Origin of the sequence: Rugamonas fusca (assembly GCF_014042365.1) — a bacterium.
GTDB lineage: Bacteria > Pseudomonadota > Gammaproteobacteria > Burkholderiales > Burkholderiaceae_D > Rugamonas > Rugamonas fusca.
Genome location: NZ_JACEZS010000015.1, coordinates 35,078 through 52,069 on the forward strand (window position 1 = coordinate 35,078; position 16,992 = coordinate 52,069).

At 67.0% G+C, this 16,992-nt stretch carries 11 protein-coding genes; 9 read left to right on the forward strand and 2 right to left on the reverse strand.

Translation table 11 applies throughout. The annotated features are described in order from the left end of the window. Nucleotides 1-10: 10 nt before the first annotated feature. The 7 genes from astC to H3H36_RS17345 all read left to right on the forward strand — a co-directional run bounded on the left by astC (nucleotide 11) and on the right by H3H36_RS17345 (nucleotide 12,322). Complete coding sequence (gene astC, locus H3H36_RS17315) at nucleotides 11-1,255, forward strand: acetylornithine/succinylornithine family transaminase (RefSeq protein ID WP_182219351.1); 1,245 nt, start codon at nucleotides 11-13, stop codon at nucleotides 1,253-1,255. Nucleotides 1,256-1,354: 99 nt separating this feature from the next. After that, nucleotides 1,355-2,392 (forward strand): arginine N-succinyltransferase, encoded by a 1,038-nt coding sequence (gene astA, locus H3H36_RS17320; RefSeq protein WP_182219352.1) that lies wholly within the window; start codon nucleotides 1,355-1,357, stop codon nucleotides 2,390-2,392. A 26-nt stretch (nucleotides 2,393-2,418) separates the two neighbouring features. Beyond that, nucleotides 2,419-3,477: an arginine N-succinyltransferase gene (gene astA / locus H3H36_RS17325; RefSeq protein WP_182219353.1), complete on the forward strand. Its 1,059-nt coding sequence runs from the start codon at nucleotides 2,419-2,421 to the stop codon at nucleotides 3,475-3,477. Continuing rightward, the gene (astD, locus tag H3H36_RS17330; protein ID WP_182219354.1) at nucleotides 3,470-4,963 is read left to right on the forward strand and encodes a succinylglutamate-semialdehyde dehydrogenase; all 1,494 of its coding nucleotides are present in this window, start codon (nucleotides 3,470-3,472) and stop codon (nucleotides 4,961-4,963) included. The genes astA (H3H36_RS17325) and astD overlap by 8 nt, the downstream gene beginning before the upstream one ends. A gap of 8 nt (nucleotides 4,964-4,971) precedes the next feature. Beyond that, on the forward strand, nucleotides 4,972-6,315 hold the full coding sequence (gene astB / locus H3H36_RS17335) for an N-succinylarginine dihydrolase (protein ID WP_182219355.1): 1,344 nt from the start codon (nucleotides 4,972-4,974) through the stop codon (nucleotides 6,313-6,315). A gap of 282 nt (nucleotides 6,316-6,597) precedes the next feature. Continuing rightward, on the forward strand, nucleotides 6,598-11,310 hold the full coding sequence (locus H3H36_RS17340) for an NAD-glutamate dehydrogenase domain-containing protein (protein ID WP_182219356.1): 4,713 nt from the start codon (nucleotides 6,598-6,600) through the stop codon (nucleotides 11,308-11,310). 10 nt (nucleotides 11,311-11,320) lie between these two features. Beyond that, nucleotides 11,321-12,322 carry a succinylglutamate desuccinylase gene (locus tag H3H36_RS17345; protein WP_182219357.1) on the forward strand — a complete coding sequence of 334 codons (1,002 nt, stop codon included), beginning with the start codon at nucleotides 11,321-11,323 and terminating at the stop codon, nucleotides 12,320-12,322. A gap of 83 nt (nucleotides 12,323-12,405) precedes the next feature. Here the strand turns inward: H3H36_RS17345 and H3H36_RS17350 are convergent, their stop codons facing one another. Continuing rightward, nucleotides 12,406-12,951, reverse strand: coding sequence for a glycine zipper 2TM domain-containing protein (locus H3H36_RS17350; RefSeq protein WP_182219358.1), 546 nt, complete (start codon nucleotides 12,949-12,951; stop codon nucleotides 12,406-12,408). A gap of 271 nt (nucleotides 12,952-13,222) precedes the next feature. Between H3H36_RS17350 and H3H36_RS17355 the strand changes: the two genes are divergently transcribed. Continuing rightward, complete coding sequence (locus H3H36_RS17355; RefSeq protein WP_182219359.1) at nucleotides 13,223-14,698, forward strand: APC family permease; 1,476 nt, start codon at nucleotides 13,223-13,225, stop codon at nucleotides 14,696-14,698. Between the two features lie 254 nt (nucleotides 14,699-14,952). Here the strand turns inward: H3H36_RS17355 and H3H36_RS17360 are convergent, their stop codons facing one another. Next, a complete protein-coding gene (locus H3H36_RS17360; protein WP_182219360.1) occupies nucleotides 14,953-15,198 on the reverse strand; it encodes a hypothetical protein in 246 nt (81 codons plus the stop codon). 262 nt (nucleotides 15,199-15,460) lie between these two features. On the opposite strand from H3H36_RS17360, the gene H3H36_RS17365 reads away from it, so the two are divergent. Beyond that, nucleotides 15,461-16,987: a GGDEF domain-containing protein gene (locus tag H3H36_RS17365; RefSeq protein WP_229219959.1), complete on the forward strand. Its 1,527-nt coding sequence runs from the start codon at nucleotides 15,461-15,463 to the stop codon at nucleotides 16,985-16,987. Nucleotides 16,988-16,992: the final 5 nt, after the last annotated feature.

Below are 16,992 nucleotides of genomic sequence, written 5' to 3' on the forward strand. Positions count from 1 at the left end.
AGGGATAGCCATGAACGCCAAGCTTGATTCGACCGTGACCACACGTCCTGTAACTCGCCAGACCTTCGACGAGGTGCTGGTGCCGACCTACGCCCCGTCGGCCATGGTGCCGGTGCGCGGCGCCGGCCTGGACCTGTGGGACCAGAACGGCAAGCAGTACCTGGACTTCACGTCCGGTATCGCGGTCAACTCGCTGGGCCACTGCCATCCCGTGCTGGTCGAAGCGCTGACCAAGCAGGCCAACACCCTGTGGCACCTCGGTAACGGCTACACCAACGAACCCGTGCTGCGCCTGGCGCTGGCGCTGACCGAAGCCACCTTCGCCGACCGCGCCTTCTTCTGCAACTCCGGCGCCGAAGCCAACGAAGCGGCCCTGAAGCTGGCCCGCAAGCACGCCCACACCAAGTTCGGCGCACAGAAGTCGCGCATCGTGTCGTGCTTCCACTCGTTCCACGGCCGCACCCTGTTCACCGTCTCCGTCGGCGGCCAGGCCAAGTACACGGAAGGCTTCGAGCCGCTGCCACCATCGATCGACCACATTCCGTACAACGACATCGAAGCGGCGCAAATGGCCATCACCGATGACGTGTGCGCCGTGGTGGTCGAGCCGGTGCAGGGCGAAGGCGGCGTGGTGCCGGCCGATGCCGACTTCCTGAAAGAGCTGCGCGCCCTGTGCGACAAGACTGGCGCCGTGCTGATCTTCGACGAAGTCCAGTGCGGCATGGGCCGCACGGGCGACCTGTTCGCCTACATGGGCTACGGCGTGACCCCGGACATCCTGACCTCGGCCAAGGCGCTGGGCAACGGCTATCCGATCGGCGCCATGCTGACCACCAACGAACTGGCCAAGAACCTGGGCGTGGGCAGCCACGGCACCACCTACGGCGGCAACCCGATGGCCGCCACCGTGGCCCTGAACGTGCTGGAGACGATCAACCAGCCAGCCTTCCTGGCGCGCGTCAAGGAAGCGAGCAAGAACCTGGTGGCCACGCTGCAAAAAGTGGTGGCCGACTACCCGCAGGTGTTCACCACCGTGCGCGGTTCCGGCCTGCTGCTGGGCATGGTCGTGGCGGAAGGCTTCAAGGGCCGCTCCAAGGACATCCAGAAGGCCGCTGAAGCGCAAGGCCTGATGCTGCTGATCGCCGGCACCGAAGTGGTGCGCCTGGCCCCGGCCCTGATCGTGTCGGACGCCCAGATCGCCCAGGCCGACCGCCTGCTGCGCGCCGCGCTGGACGACCTGCTCAAGGCAGCGTAAGCGACCGCACCGCAACCCGCCGCTCCCGCCTTCGCGCGGGAGCGCTGCGTTTTACCCCACCGGCATCCGCAAGCCTGGTTAGAAATTGAAGGAGCTCCCATGTATGTTGTCCGTCCGGTAGAAATTGCGGATATCGCGGCCCTGGAAGCGCTGGCGGCAGTGACCATGCCGGGTGTGCACACGCTGCCCAAGACGCGCGAGAAGATCACGGCGCTGGTCGAGCGCTCGATCGCCTCGTTCGCCGCCCACGTCGATATGCCCAGCGAGGAATCCTACCTGTTCGTGCTCGAATCGCTGGCCGACCACACCATCCTCGGCACCGCGTCGATCTACGCGGCGGCCGGTTCCAACGGCACCTATTTCTCGTTCCGCAACGACGTGATCCAGCAAGTGTCGCGCGACCTGAACATCAGCCACAGCGTGCACGCGCTCACGCTGTGCTCGGAATTGACGGGCTACTCCCAGCTGTCGACCTTCTACGTCGATCCCACCATGCAGGATGCGCCGGAAGCGGCCCTGCTGTCGCGCGCGCGGCTGCTGTTCGCCGTGCTGGCGCCGCAGCGTTTCGCCGAGCGCTTCTTCGTGCCGCTGGCCGGCATCACGGACGCGCAGGGCGGTTCGCCGTTCTGGGACGCGCTGGGCCGCAAGTTCTTCCAGATGGATTTCCTGGACGCCGAGCGCGTGATCGGCGGCGCCCGCAACCGCACCCTGATCGTGGAGCTGATGCCCCACTATCCCGTGTACGTGCCGCTGCTGCCGGGCGACGCCCAGGCGGCCATGGGCCAGATCCACCCGTCGGGCGAACTGGCGTTCAACCTGCTGACGGCCGAAGGCTTCGAGGCCGACGACTACATCGACATCTTCGACGGCGGCCCTATCCTGCAAGCGCACAAGCACGCGCTGCGCACCTTCACGGGCGCGCTGCAGCGGCGCGTGGCCACCTGCCCGGCCGAGCCGGACCGCAACCGCGAGCCGCCCGTCACCTACGCCATCGCCACCGGCGCCGACCAGCACTTCCGCGCCGTCGTGATGGCCTGCGCGCCGCTCGAATCGCTGGCCGTGGTGGCGCTGCCGGCGGCCGTGCAGGCCGCGCTGCAGGTGACCGATGGCGACACGGTGGTCTGCGTCCGTCTGTAAGCACTCAGTCAAACATTGGAAATCCTATGCTAGTTGTACGCGCAATTAAGGCCGACGATCTCGACGCCTTGTACGTCATGGCCACCCAGGTCGGCAGCGGCATGACCACGCTCAAGCCGGACATGAAGATGCTGGGCGACCGGGTCAAGGTGGCCGTGGCATCGTTCGCCGAAACCATCCCGCCGCACGAACGCGACTACATGTTCGTGATGGAGGACACCGACACGGGCCGCATCGCCGGCGTGTGCGCCATCAAGAGCGCCGTCGGCCTGACGGAACCGTTTTATAACTACCGCATCGGCACGCTGGTGCATTCGAGCCGCGAGCTCGACGTGTTCACGCGCATGGAAACGCTGTACCTGTCGAACGACCTGACGGGCAGCACGGAACTGTGCTCGCTGTTCCTGCATCCGGACTACCGCAGCGGCAACAACGGCAAGCTGCTGTCCAAGTGCCGCTTCCTGTTCATCGCCCAGTTCCCGCACCTGTTCACGGAAAAGCTGATCGCTGAAATGCGCGGCTACCAGGCCGAGGCGGGCCGCTCGCCGTTCTACGAGGGCCTGGGCCGCCACTTCTTCAAGATGGACTTCAACCACGTGGACGAGCTGACGGCGCTGGGCAAGAAGTCCTTCATCGCCGAGCTGATGCCGCGCCAGCCGCTGTATGTGGCCTACCTGCCGCAGGAAGCGCGCGACGTGATCGGCAAGGTGCATCCATCGACCGCGCCGGCGCGCCGCCTGCTGGAGCAGGAAGGCATGCACTTCGAAGGCTATGTCGACATCTTCGACGCCGGCCCTGTGCTGCAGGCGCGCGTGTCCGAACTGCGCGCCATGCGCGACAGCACGCTGGCCCAGATCGGTCCGGCCGGCGACTGGGACACGGCCTGCGCGCCGGAGACGGCGCCGGCCGAGCCGGTGCTGGTCTCGAACACCAATATGCGCGACTTCCGCATGCTGCTGTCGCATGCGGCCCCCGTCAACGGCGCCATCGCGCTGCCCGAAGCTGAACAAAAGCTGCTGCACTGCCATACCGGCGACACCGTGCGCACCCTGTCTCTCAACGTGAGGAAGAACCCAAATGTCTGAAGCGAACACCCCATTGAGCAACGCATTAAGCAACTTCATCGCCGGTGAATGGCTGGCCGGCAGCGGCGCCGAACTGGTCACCGTCAATCCGGCCACCGGCCGCCAGACCTGGGCCAGCCGCGAGTCCACGGCGCGGGACGTGGCGCGCGCCAGCGCCGCCGCGCGCGCCGCGTTCGAAGGCTGGGCGCAGACCCCGCTGGCGGAACGGATCGCCGTCTGCACCCGTTTCCGCGACCTGCTCAAGGCCAACGCCGAGGAACTGGCGCAACTGATCTCCGAGGAAGTGGGCAAGCCGCTGTGGGAGTCGCGCACGGAAGTGACCACCATGGCCAACAAGGTCGACATCTCGGTGCAGGCCTATGAAGCGCGCACCGGCGAGACCCACAACAAGGTGGCCGACGGCGAAGCCGTGCTGCGCCACCGTCCGCACGGCGTGTTCGGCGTGTTCGGCCCGTACAACTTCCCCGGCCACCTGCCCAACGGCCATATCGTGCCGGCCCTGATCGCCGGTAACACCATCGTCTTCAAGCCCAGCGAGTTCGCGCCGCGCACGGCCGTGCGCACGGTGCAGCTGTGGCAGCAGGCCGGCCTGCCGGCCGGCGTGGTCAACCTGGTCAACGGCGGCCGCGACACGGGCATCGCGCTGGGCCAGGATGCGCAGCTGGACGGCGTGCTGTTCACGGGCAGCTGCCAGACCGGCACCGCGCTGCACAAGCAGTTCGGCGGCCAGCCGGGCAAGATGCTGGCGCTGGAAATGGGCGGCAACAACCCGCTCGTGATCTGGGACGTGAAGGATATCGACGCGGCCGTGTTCATGGCCATTTCGTCGGCCTTCATCTCGGCCGGCCAGCGCTGCACCTGCGCGCGCCGCCTGATCGTGCCCGACAATGCGCAAGGCCAGGCCATCATCGCGCGCCTGGTGGACGTGGCCAGCCGACTGACCGTGGGCGCGCCGGACGCGGAACCGGCGCCGTTCATGGGCCCCGTGGTATCGGCCGCCGTGGCGCGCCGGCTGGTGCAGGCCCAGGCCGACATGGTGGCCAAGGGCGGCAAGACGCTGCTGCAGATGCGCCAGCTGGACGAGAACACCGGCTTCGTCACGGCCGGCATCGTGGACGTCACCGACGCCAAGGGCATCCCCGACGAGGAATGGTTCGGCCCATTGCTGCAGGTGATCCGCGTGGCCGATTTCGACACCGCCATCAAGACCGCCAACGCCACCGCCTTCGGCCTGGCCTCGGCCCTGATCTCGAACGACGAAGCGCTGTGGAAGACCTACCAGGTGCGCGCCCGCGCCGGCATCGTCAACTGGAACCGCCCCACCACGGGCGCTGCCAGCAGCGCGCCGTTCGGCGGCGTGGGCCAGTCCGGCAACCACCGCCCGAGCGCCTACTACGCGGCCGACTACTGCGCCTACCCGGTCGCTTCGATCGAGAACAGCGCGCTTGAAATGCCGGCCAAGCTGTCGCCGGGCATGCACTTCTAAGGACCATCATGGGCAACTCCGCACGCGAATTCAACTTCGACGGCCTGGTCGGGCCATCGCACAACTACGCCGGCCTTTCGTTCGGCAACGTGGCTTCGTTCAGCAACGTCAAGAGCGCCTCCAATCCCAGGCAGGCGGCCTTGCAGGGCCTGGCCAAGATGCGGGCGCTGGCCGCGCGCGGCTTCGGCCAGGCGCTGCTGCCGCCGCAGGACCGGCCCAACTTCCGCCTGCTGCGCAGCATCGGCTTTACCGGTACGGACGCGCAAGTGCTGGCCAAGGCCTACAAGGAGTCGCCCGTGATCCTGGCGTGCGCCTATTCGGCCTCGCCCATGTGGACCGCCAACGCCGCCACCGTCAGCCCGTCGGCCGACAGCGCGGATGGCCGCGCCCATTTCACGGCCGCCAATTTGAACAACAAGCTGCACCGCGCGTTCGAGCACGCGCAGTCGGCCCGCAGCCTGCGCGCCATCTTCAAGGACGAGAAGCACTTCGCCGTGCATGACGCGCTGCCCGGCACCCCGGCCTTCGGCGACGAGGGCGCGGCCAACCACACGCGTTTGTGCGCCAGCCACGGCCAGCAGGGCGTGGAGCTGTTCGTGTATGGCCGCGTGGAGTTCGACGCTTCGGCCCCCGCGCCCAAGCGCTATCCGGCCCGCCAGACGCTGGAAGCGTCGCAGGCCGTGGCCCGCCTGCATGGCTTGAGCAGTGAACGCACCGTCTATCTGCAGCAGAACCCGGACGTGATCGACCAGGGTGTGTTCCACAACGACGTGATCGCGGTCGGTAACGGCAACGTGCTGTTCTACCACGAGCAGGCGTTCGCGGACGAGGCGGGCGGCCTGGCGCAGCTGCGCCGCGCCATGGAGGGCGTGGGCGCGGAGCTGAACGCCATCCGTGTTGATACCAAAAAGGTATCAGTGGCGGACGCCGTGGCCAGCTACCTGTTCAACAGCCAGCTGCTGTCCAAGGATGGCGGCAAGATGGCGCTGGTGATCCCGCACGAATGCCAGGAGAACGCGGCCGTGGCCAGCTACCTGCAGGAGCTGGTGGCCAGCGGCGGTCCGATCGACGAACTGATTCACTTCGACCTGCGCCAGAGCATGCGCAACGGCGGCGGGCCCGCCTGCCTGCGCCTGCGCGTGGCGCTGACGGACGCCGAGGCGCGCGCCATGCACCAGGGCGTGGTGATGACGGAGCAGCTGTACCACACGCTGGTGGCCTGGGTCGAGAAGCACTACCGCGACCGGCTGGAGCCGGCCGACCTGGCCGATCCGGCGCTGGCCATCGAAGTGCACACGGCGCTCGAGGAGCTGACCCGCATCCTGGGCCTGCCCGGCCTGTACGATTTGTAAAGCGATGAACCCGCGCCGCCAGCAAGGGGACAGATGCACCAGCGCCGCCAGCGAGGGGACTGACCCCGCGACCAGCGCCGCCGGCCAAGGCCAGGGTGCATGGCGCGCAGGGTCTGTCCCCGGTTTAAGTGGACGGCCCCGGGCGAAAGCGGTTAAATACGTTGCATAGGTTAGAAAAGAATTGGAACGGGCCAACCCCGTTCTTTTAGCGGTATCCGGCTGCGGCGCCAGGCCACAAGTTTGAGCGCGCGGCCGGACTCAAAACACTAACGGAGAAAACAGATGAAACAAATGCCACAAGACCTGCGCAAGCAGACGCTCGACCTGGTCAACGCCAGCAAGCCTGCTACCGACAGCAGCCAGGTTGCGGCCCTGATCAGCGCCTGGCTCGGTTCCCTGGACGTCGAGGATTTCGCGGGCATCGCGCCCGACAGCCTGGCGCCGGCGTTGTGGGATGGTTTCACGCGGGCGTCCAGGCGCGCCGCCGCCGGCTGCCAGATCGCCGCGCTGCGCTACGCGGACGGCCGCGGCGGCATGGCCACCGCGCTGTTGATCCTGAACGACGACATGCCCTACCTGGTCGACTCCATCGTGATGGCCATGCGCCACCAGCGCGTGGCCGCCAACGGCGTGCTGAACGCCGTGCTGTCCGTGCGCCGCGGCGCCGACGGCGTGGTGACGGCCGTCGGCCAGCCCGGCGACAAGGCCGAGTCCTACGTCATGTGCTTGCTGGCCGAGGAACTGCCGCAGGCGGAACTGGACGCGCTGCTGGCCCGCATCGAGATGGTGGCGCGCGACGCGGCCGTGGTGCACCGCGACCATGGCGCCATGCTGGAGCATTTCAAGGCCGTGGCGGCCGAAGCGGCCGCCGTCAACGGCGAGGAGGGCCAGGAAGTGGCGGCGTTCCTGGACTGGGCCCGCACGGAAGGCTTCGAGCCGTTTGGCTACGCCTACTACCAGGTGAAACCGGGCGAGCGTGAACTGGAACGCGACATCCCCAGCCGCATCGGCGTGCTGCAGGACACCAGCCACCCTGTCTACGGCACTTGCCTGGCCAATATCCCCGGCGACTTCGACACACTGTCCAAGCGCAATCACACCCTGTCCATCGTCAAGGCCGACGTGGAAGGCACGCTGCACCGCGACCAGCAGCTCGACTTCATCGGCGTTCGCCACGTGAACGCGCAGGGCGCCATCCTTGGCGAATACTGCTTCGTGGGCCTGTTCACCCGCGCCGCCACGGCCACCCCGCTGGCGCGCCTGCCGTTCGCGCGCGGGCGCATCGCCAAGGTGCTGAGCATCGCCGGCGTGCGCCAGGAAGGTTTCCGCGCCGAGAAATTCGTGGAGATCCTGGAATCGCTGCCGCGCACGGAGGCGCTGGAAGCGGAACCGGAATGGCTGGCCGAAGTGTGCGGCGCCGTCGTCTCGCTGTACAAGCAGCCGCGCACCAAGGTGTTCGCCCGCCGCGACGTGTATGCCCGCCACCTGAACGTGCTGGTCTACCTGCCGCGTGAACGCTACAGCGCCAGCGTGGCGTCGGCCCTGGCCAAGGCGCTGCAGGGTAGTTCCGGCGCCACCCACATCAGCTCCCAGACGCTGGTGGCCGACGGTCCGCTGGCCCGCGTGTACCTGATCGCCCACGCGGCCCGCTACCCGCTGGACCTGGAAACGGATATTCAACAACCGCTGCTGGCCGTGCTCGATGGCTGGCACGACCAGTTCGCCGCCCTGGCTGACGCCGTGTTCGACGTGCCGATGCGCACCAGCCTGCGCAAGCTGTGCGCCACCTTGCCGGCCGAGTACGTGGCATCGACCGCGCCGGCCGTGGCCTTCCGCGACCTCGGTTCGCTGCTGCGCATGGAAGATCCGTCGCGCGTGGCCGTGCGCATCGAGACGGCCGACGAAGCGACCACCATCCGCCTGTACTCCGTGGACAAGGTGCCGGCCCTGTCGACCATCCTGCCGGCCCTGCACAATGCGGGCGTGGCGATCGATCGCGAACGCGCCCACTCGATCAACGTGGGTGGCCAGCGCCATTTCGTCAGCAGCCTGTCGGTGGACGCGGCCAGTGCCGCCAAGCTGGCGCAGCCCAACGTGGTGAACGTGGCGCAGGAACTGTTCACGGCCCTGTTCAATAACGACGCCGAAGATGGCCGCCTGAATGGCCTGGTGATCGAAGGTGGCCTCAGCATGCGCGAAGTGCAGCTGGTGCGCGCCTACATGAGCTACTGGCGCCAGGCCGGCAGCCGCTTCTCCGTGCGCTACGTGGCCGAATGCCTGCGCAAGCAGCCGGCCGTGGTGCGCGAGCTGGTGCAAGCGTTCCTGCAGCGCTTCGACCCGGCGCTGGACGAGGCGCGCCGCATGGCCGCCCAGCAGGCCATGCACGACATCAAGCGTGGCCTGCCCGCCGTCAACCACGCCGACAGCGAGGAAATCCTGGGCGCCATCATCGACCTGATGCTGGCCACGCTGCGCACCAACTACTTCCAGAACGCGCAGAAGGGTGACAAGATCATCTTCAAGTTCGACACGTCCAACCTGGCGCTGGTGCCGGAGCCGCGTCCGTTCCGCGAGATCTTCGTGTTCTCGCGCCGCTTCGAGGGTGTGCACCTGCGCGGCGGCCCGGTGGCGCGCGGCGGCCTGCGCTGGTCCGACCGCATGGAAGACTACCGCACCGAGGTGCTGGGCCTGGTCAAGGCGCAGATGGTGAAGAACGCCGTGATCGTGCCGGCTGGCGCCAAGGGCGGCTTCGTGTGCAAGCAGATGCCGAAGGACGCCGTGCGTGAAACCATCGCGGCCGAAGGCGAAGCCGTGTACCGCCTGTTCATCGCCAGCCTGCTGGAGATGACGGACAACCGCGTGCTGGGCAACATCGTGCAGCCGGCCGACACCGTGTGCTACGACAGCGCCGACCCCTACCTGGTCGTGGCGGCCGACAAGGGTACGGCCACCTTCTCCGATATCGCCAACTCGATCGCCGTGCAGCGCGGCTTCTGGCTGGGCGACGCGTTCGCCTCGGGCGGCTCGAACGGCTACGACCACAAGAAGATGGGCATCACGGCCAAGGGCGCGTTCGAAGCCGTCAAGCGCCACTTCTATGAACTGGACCACGACATCCACGCCACCGCCACCACCATGGTGGGCGTAGGCGACATGTCCGGCGACGTGTTCGGCAACGGCGCGCTGCTGTCGCGCAAACTCAAGCTGCTGGCCGCGTTCGACCACCGCCACATCTTCCTCGATCCGAACCCGGACATGGAAGCATCGTTCAACGAGCGCGCCCGCATGTTCGCGCTGCCACGCTCGTCGTGGGATGACTACAACAAGGAACTGATTTCGGCCGGCGGCGGCGTCTATCCGCGCACGCAGCGCAGCATCGAGCTGTCGCCGCAGATCCGCGCCGCGCTGGCCATCGAGGAAACGGCGCTGTCGCCTGAGGAGCTGATGCACCGCATCCTGCAGGCGCCGGTGGACCTGTTCTACAACGGCGGCATCGGCACCTACATCAAGTCCTCGGCCGAGAGCCATGCGCAAGTGAAGGACCGCGCCAACGACCATATCCGCGTGGACGGCAACCAGTTGCGCTGCAAGGTGGTGGCCGAAGGCGGCAACCTGGGCGCGACCCAGGCCGGCCGTATCGAATTCGCGCTGGCCGGCGGCCGCATCTTCACCGATGCGATCGACAACTCGGCCGGCGTGGATTGCTCCGACCATGAAGTGAACGCCAAGATGTGGCTGGACGTGGAGATGAACGCCGGCCAGCTGGCCGAGGCGGACCGCAACCGCCTGCTCAACGACATGACGGCCGACATCGAACGCCTGGTCCTGCGCGACAACACGCTGCAAACCCATTTGCTGGTGCGCGAGGCGCAGGCGCAGTCGGAAGCGTCGGTGCAGGACGGCTACGCGGCCCTGATCGCCAGCCTGGAGGAAGAGGGGGCGCTGTCGCGCGATCTCGAACAACTGCCCACGGTGGCCGAACTGGCGCGCCGCAAGGCTGACGGCCGTGGCCTGACGACGCCGGAACTGGCGGTGGTGATCGCCAACGTCAAGAACCGCTACAAGCGCATCCTGTCGGCGCTGCCGCTGACGGATCACAGCTGGGCCGAGTCGGTGCTGAAGCCTTACTTCCCGGCCCTGCTGGTGTCCACCCGCAGCGCGCTGGCGCACCCGCTGGCCAACGCCATCCTGGCCACCGTGCTGGCCAACGAAGCCGTCAACCGTTGCGGCCCCCTGATGCTGCGCGACCTGGCGGCCGCGCATAACGTGGACGAGGCGGACGTGATCCAGGCCTGGGGCCAGGCATGGTCGGCCCTGAGCCTGGCGTCCGTGTTCGACACGCTCGATGCCGACGCGCTGCAGATTCCGCGCGCCGTCTCGATCAAGGTCGATGGCCGCACCCGCAGCCTGCAGAAGGCCGTGATCGAAGGCGTGCTGTCGGTACCGGCCGAGCAGTTGCGCGCGGCCGGCGGCCTGGCCGAGCTGACCCGCTTGTTCGCCACGCCCGACCTGCTCAAGCAACTGACGTCGGCCGACGGCAGCGCCGACGCGGACGCCGTGCCCGGCCTGCGCCCCGAGTTCGCGCAAGCGTGGAAGGCGGTGGACGCGATCGAAACGGTAGCGGCTTTTGTATTCGCCGCGCTGTCCGTCAACCGGCCGGCCGGCATGGACTTGCCAGCCTTCCTGCAAGTGGGCCTGAACCTGCGCGCCCAGGCCGGCATCGCCACGCTGGAGAAAGGCTTGAAACTGCCGGCCCGCAGCAAGTCGCAGGAACAGTTGCGCAGCTACGCCCAGCACGCGCTGCGCCGCACCCAGCATCGTTTGCTGACCCAGGTGCTGCAGCGTGCCACGGATGGCCACGACGCCAACGAGGCGGTGGAGCTGGTCACGTGCACGCTGGGCCTGTCCGGCTACGCACCGGCGGCGGACCTGGAACAGGCCATGCTGGACGTGTGGGCCTTGTCCGAGGCCAGCAACGCAACCGTGGCGGCTTGATCGGATGAGCATGACGCAAACGACTTCCTCTGGCGCGCTGCCAGAGGCCGTGCGGGCCCTGGCCGAGGCGGATTTCAGCGCCGTGGCCGGGCGCTTTACCCACGCCGGTTTCACCGTGGCGCAGCCGGCGGACGGCATCTTGACCATCAAGCGTGCCGGCGCGCCGGACCGCGCCAGCGTGCTGGTGTCGGTCGGCGTGCATGGCGACGAGACGGGGCCGATCGAAGTGGTGGCCCACCTGCTCGAGGCGCTGTCGCATGACGCGACCAAGCTGGCGGTGGACTTGATGCTGTGCGTGGGCAATATCGGCGCCATCCGCGAAGGCAAGCGCTTCATCGACGCGGACCTGAACCGCATGTTCCGCGCCGAGCGGGGCACGCTGGCCGGCACCGCCGAGGCAGCGCGGGCCGACGTGATGATGGCTGCCACCACGGCCTTCTTCGACGGCGCCGGCCCCGTGCGCTGGCACCTGGACCTGCACACGGCGATCCGGCCGTCCGTCTATCCGACGTTTGCCATCGTGCCCGAGCTGATCGAGGCCGGTGCGCGCGGCAAGTTGATCGACTGGCTGGGCGCGGCCGGCATCGGCGCCATCATCATGAACCCGCAGTCGGCGGGAACGTACAGCTACTACGCGTCCGAGCACCACGGCGCGGCCGGCACCACGGTGGAGCTGGGCCGCATCGGCACGCTGGGCCAGAACGACATCGGCCAGTTCGCCGAGGCGGCGCAGGCGCTGGACGCGCTGCTGCGCGGCGTGGCGCCGGCAGCGGCGGGGCGGGCGCCGCACATCTTCAACACGGCCCAACAGATCATCAAGCTGAGTGACCAGTTCAAGATGGCGTTCGGGCGCGACACCCAGAACTTTACGGCGCTGCCGCAGGGCGCGGAAATCGCGCGCGACGGCGACACTGTGTACACCGTGCGGCACGCACAGGAATACGTCGTGTTCCCCAACCCGGATGTGCGGGTGGGGCTGCGCGCGGGCCTGATGGTGGTGCGCGCTGCCTGATCCCGGAAAACAACAAGGCCGCCGGCATGTAGCGCGGCGGCCCTGGTGTGAGCGCTTGTGCTGATTGTGCTATCAGCGGCGCATCAGCGTTGCTGCTGCTTCTGCTGTTCCTGGATCTGGTTGCCCAGCAGGCCGCCGCCGATGGCGCCGGCGATGGTGGCTGCGGTACGGCCACGGCCGCCGCCCACCTGGTTACCCAGCAGGCCGCCGATCACGGCGCCGGCGCCGATGCCCACGTAGTTGGGCGAGCTGTTGGCCGGCGCCGGAGCAGGCGCGGGCTGTGGCGCGGACTGGGCGCGGCGGTCATAGTCGTCCGCCTGGGCCAGTTGCGTGCTGTGGTGCACGCGGGGCGTGTGGTGCACGGCGGGCTGCTGCTGTTGCACTTGCTGAGGCTGCTCATATTGCGCCTGCTGCACGGCAGCCGGCGGCAGTGGCGGCTGGGCCTGGCCGGGCGCCAGGTCCGAGGTCAGCCCGTTGTTCGGGGCGGGATTGATGTCGCCCTTGGCCTTGGACGAAGGCAGCCAGCCGGCGATGGCGGCGGTGCCCACCAGGCTCAGAACGGTGACCGAAATCGCAGCACCTGCGATCAGGGGGTGAATGCGGCGGGTTACGGTTGGGATCTTTTCCATGTCTGGGCTCCTGGTTGTCATCGGGTAATGCATGACGCCAGATTAACGGCCCGGCCCGCTGCAATCTATACATTGCGCTGTATCAAAAGTAAGCATGTGTAACGGCGGCCGGAAAAAGCCGGGCCGCGCGGAGACTATCTGTTGCAATTCATGCACACAAATTACTGTAGGGGCCGGCGGCAAGAAGCCCTATAATCGCGCTTAGTTTTTTTGACCGACCCTCGCCGGAGCGTTACCCGCGCTGCCGTTGCAACCGATACAAGGATAGCCTGTGAACCAGACACTGGGCCAAAAACTGACCCGTACCAAGCCGGTCGATGTCACCCCTGAGCATACGCAAGGCAACTCCGGCAGCGGCTTGAACCGCTCGATCGGCCTGTTCCCGCTGACCATGATCGGCGTCGGCGCCACCATCGGCACCGGTATTTTCTTCACCATGGTGGAAGCCGTGCCCAAGGCCGGGCCGTCCGTTATCCTGTCATTCCTGATCGCCGCCATCACGGCCGGCCTGACGGCGCTGTGCTATGCCGAACTGTCGTTCCGCATTCCCGCCTCCGGTTCCTCGTATTCCTTCGCCTATGCCACCGTGGGCGAATTCTTGGCCTTCATCATGGCGGCTTGCCTGCTGCTCGAATACGGGCTGGCGGCCAGCGCCACGGCCATCGGCTGGTCCGACTATTTGAACAACTTCCTCGTCAACGCGTTCGGCTGGCACATACCGTCGCTGCTGCGCTCGCCCATGATCGTGTCGGGGCCGGCGGGCATCGAGTTCCATCCGGGCCATATCAACCTGCCGCCCATCATGCTGGTGTGTTTATGCTGCTTCCTGCTGCTGCGCGGCACCAAGGAATCGGCTACCACCAACGCCATCATGGTGATGATCAAGCTGGCCATCCTCGTGTTCTTCGTCGTGATCGCGTTCGCCGGTTTCGATTCGCACAACTTCTTCCCGTTCTTTAACACCGACAACAGCAAGGGCTTCGCCGGCATGAAGGGCGTGACGGCGGCCGCCGGCACCGTGTTCTTCTCCTTCATCGGCCTCGATACGGTGGCCACGGCCGGCGAGGAAGTGCGTGATCCGCGCCGCAACGTGCCGATCGGCATCCTGGCCGCGCTGGCCATCGTCACCGTGTTTTATATGCTGGTGGCAGTGGCGGCGCTGGGCGCGCAGCCGGCGGCCAAGTTCGAAGGCCAGGAAGCGGGCCTGGCGGTGATCCTGCAGAACGTGACGGGCAAGACCTGGCCGGCGCTGGTGCTGGCGGCCGGCGCCGTCATTTCCGTGTTCAGCGTGACGCTGGTGACGATTTATGGCCAGACCCGCATCCTGTTCGCCATCTCGCGCGACGGTCTGATCTCGAAAGCGTTCCAGACCGTCAACCCGCGCACGGCCGCGCCGGTCAGCAACACGCTGATCGTGTGTAGCGTGGTGGGGCTGGTGTCGGGCTTCGTCGACGCCACCTTCCTGTGGGACATGGTCAGCATGGGCACGCTGACGGCCTTCATCGTCGTCTCGATGGCCGTGCCGGTGATGCGGCGCCGTGAAAACGGCAATGGCGTGGACGGCTTCCGCGTGCCGTTCGGCCCCTACGTGGTGCCGGGGCTGAGCATCCTGGCCTGCCTGTACATCATGCGCGACCTGTCGCGCACCACCTTCACCATCTTCACGATCTGGATGACGGCCGCGATCCTGACCTATTTCCTGTACGGCATGCGTAACTCGCACCTGAACGGCGCCCCGCGCAGCTGATGCGTCCGCACGAAAAAAAGACCCGGCAGCGTGAGCGGCCGGGTCTTTTTTCATTCGAGGGATGCTTATTGCGCGTCCTGCTCGGGCTGGGCGCCCAGGTAGAGGCGCAGTACGAGGCCCGACAGGGCGATGGCGGCAGGCAGATTTTCGATGATGGTCAGCATAGTTTTACTCCGATTGAGAACCAAGATACAGGCGCAGAACCAGGCCCACGGTTGCCAGGATGGCGGGAAGCGGCGTCAGGACTTGCATGATCAGCCCCGCGAGGCCATGAAGCGCAGTTCGGCCGACAGGTTCGGCGCGATGTGCTCGTAGTCGTCGGCCATGCGGGACAGATAGGTCGCTTCTTCGTAGCGCTGCGCTTCCAAAGCCTGTTCTTCCGCGCGCGGCTTGACCGCGAACAGGGCGGCCAGCAGGCCGCGTGCTGCGTGGGCAACGTTGCTGGCGTAACCGCCAGCGGCATAGTCGTTGTAGCTCAGGTGGGTGTGTGCAGTGCTCATTTGAAGCTCCTTTTTCGTCCGTTGTTGCAGTGCAGTATAGGACTGATTCAGTAATAAACAAACTTTTGATTCGTGATGGTATCCATACAGAAACTGCATAACTTTGATTTAGTAATGTAATTCTTTCATTCCCATGAGCAACGAAAAAGTGGGGGAAATACCGCGTTTCCCCTCTGGGAACGGGACTGCGCTGGGGTATGATTACTGTCCAATTTGCAATATGACGAAGACGGGGTGATATATGTCCTTGCGTATACGATTTATGCTTGCGCTGCTGCTCAGCGGGCTGGCCGCCGTGGCAATGGTGGGCGGGCTGGCGTACGTGGGGATCAACAAGAAGGTGGACCTGATACGGCGCCAGCAGGTGGCCGACCACTTTTACAAGTACCTGAGCGCATATCTGACGCAATATGGCGGCTGGCAGGCCGCCAACGCGGCCGAACCGTTCGAGCGTTTCATGCACCGCACGCAGGCGGCGGAGCGCCTGGATGTTGCGATGCAGCAGAATGGGGCGCAAGCGGCGTCGTCGGACGCGCCTCGCGCTGCGGATGGCGAGCCGGGACCGGCGCCGGGCGGACGCCTGTCGCCACCCGACGATGGCGGGCCGGGCATGCCGCCGCAACCGGATGGCCGGCCCCGGTTCAGGCCGGACTTCGATGGCCCCGGTGGTCGCCCCCGTCCCATGCCGGGCGAGGAGGGCGGTCCGCCGCCGCCACCGCCCGGTGCGGGCCCGGCCGATGCCGGCGGCAGGGAGCCGGGCGGCCAGCGGCCGGGCGAGCGTCCGCCACCGCCGCCGGGCCCCCGCCCGGGCAACGAGCCGCCGTTCCATTTCATCGTCGCCGACCAGGATTACAAGGTGTTGCTGGGTGCGGGCGTGTACCGGCCCGGCGAAGCGTTGCCGGCGGCCGCCCGCAAGGATGCCCGCCCCGTCATGGTGGCGGGCCAGGTGGCGGCCTATATTTCACCGGAAGGCGTGTTCACCCCCAGCAAGGAAGAATTGCAGTACCTGGCGGCCATGCGCGAAGCGCTGCTGGCCGGCGTAACGGGAGCGGCCGTGCTGGCGCTGGTACTCGGCGTGTTGCTGAGCAAACGCCTGAGCCGCACGCTGAGCAGCCTGACGGACGCCGTGCGCGCCATGCACGGGGGCTCGCTGTTGCAACGGGTGCCCGTGCATGGGAAGGATGAGGTGGCGGCGCTGGCCAACGCGTTCAATGCCATGAGCGAGCAGCTGGCGCGCAGCCACAAGGAGCTGAGCGCGTCGCACCAGACCATCCTGGAGCAGGCCGACCAGTTGCGCGAACTGAGCGTGCGCGACGCGCTCACCAAGCTGTACAACCGGCGCCACTTCGATGAGCAGGCCACCACCCTGTTCAACCAGGCCGTGCGCCACAAGCGGCCATTGAGCCTGGTGATCGGCGACATCGATTTCTTCAAGCGCATCAACGACCAGTATTCGCACGCGACGGGCGACGCCGTGCTGCGCCAGGTGGGTGAAATCCTGCGCGGCCACATGCGGCTGTCGGACCTGGTGGCGCGCTACGGCGGCGAGGAATTCGTGATCGCGCTGCCGGAGACGGCGCTGCCGCAAGCGGCGGCCCTGTGCGACAAGCTGCGCCACCTGATCGAAGGCTTCCCGTGGCACGAGGTGCAGCCCGGCCTCAAGGTGACAATGAGCATGGGCGTGTACGCCGATCTGGCGGCCGGCACGGCCGAAGCGATGCTGCAACAGGCAGATGCGCTGCTGTACCGCGCCAAGGAATCGGGGCGCAATCAGGTGTGCTTCGCCTGAGCCAG

Excerpts from the sequence above, each read along its gene's own strand:
- astC (WP_182219351.1), top strand. The coding sequence starts at position 11 with ATGAACGCCAAGCTTGATTCGACCGTGACCACACGTCCTGTAACTCGC.
- astA (WP_182219352.1), top strand. The coding sequence starts at position 1,355 with ATGTATGTTGTCCGTCCGGTAGAAATTGCGGATATCGCGGCCCTGGAA.
- astA (WP_182219353.1), top strand. The coding sequence starts at position 2,419 with ATGCTAGTTGTACGCGCAATTAAGGCCGACGATCTCGACGCCTTGTAC.
- astD (WP_182219354.1), top strand. The coding sequence starts at position 3,470 with ATGTCTGAAGCGAACACCCCATTGAGCAACGCATTAAGCAACTTCATC.
- astB (WP_182219355.1), top strand. The coding sequence starts at position 4,972 with ATGGGCAACTCCGCACGCGAATTCAACTTCGACGGCCTGGTCGGGCCA.
- H3H36_RS17340 (WP_182219356.1), top strand. The coding sequence starts at position 6,598 with ATGAAACAAATGCCACAAGACCTGCGCAAGCAGACGCTCGACCTGGTC.
- H3H36_RS17345 (WP_182219357.1), top strand. The coding sequence starts at position 11,321 with ATGACGCAAACGACTTCCTCTGGCGCGCTGCCAGAGGCCGTGCGGGCC.
- H3H36_RS17350 (WP_182219358.1), bottom strand. The coding sequence starts at position 12,951 with ATGGAAAAGATCCCAACCGTAACCCGCCGCATTCACCCCCTGATCGCA.
- H3H36_RS17360 (WP_182219360.1), bottom strand. The coding sequence starts at position 15,198 with ATGAGCACTGCACACACCCACCTGAGCTACAACGACTATGCCGCTGGC.
- H3H36_RS17365 (WP_229219959.1), top strand. The coding sequence starts at position 15,461 with ATGCTTGCGCTGCTGCTCAGCGGGCTGGCCGCCGTGGCAATGGTGGGC.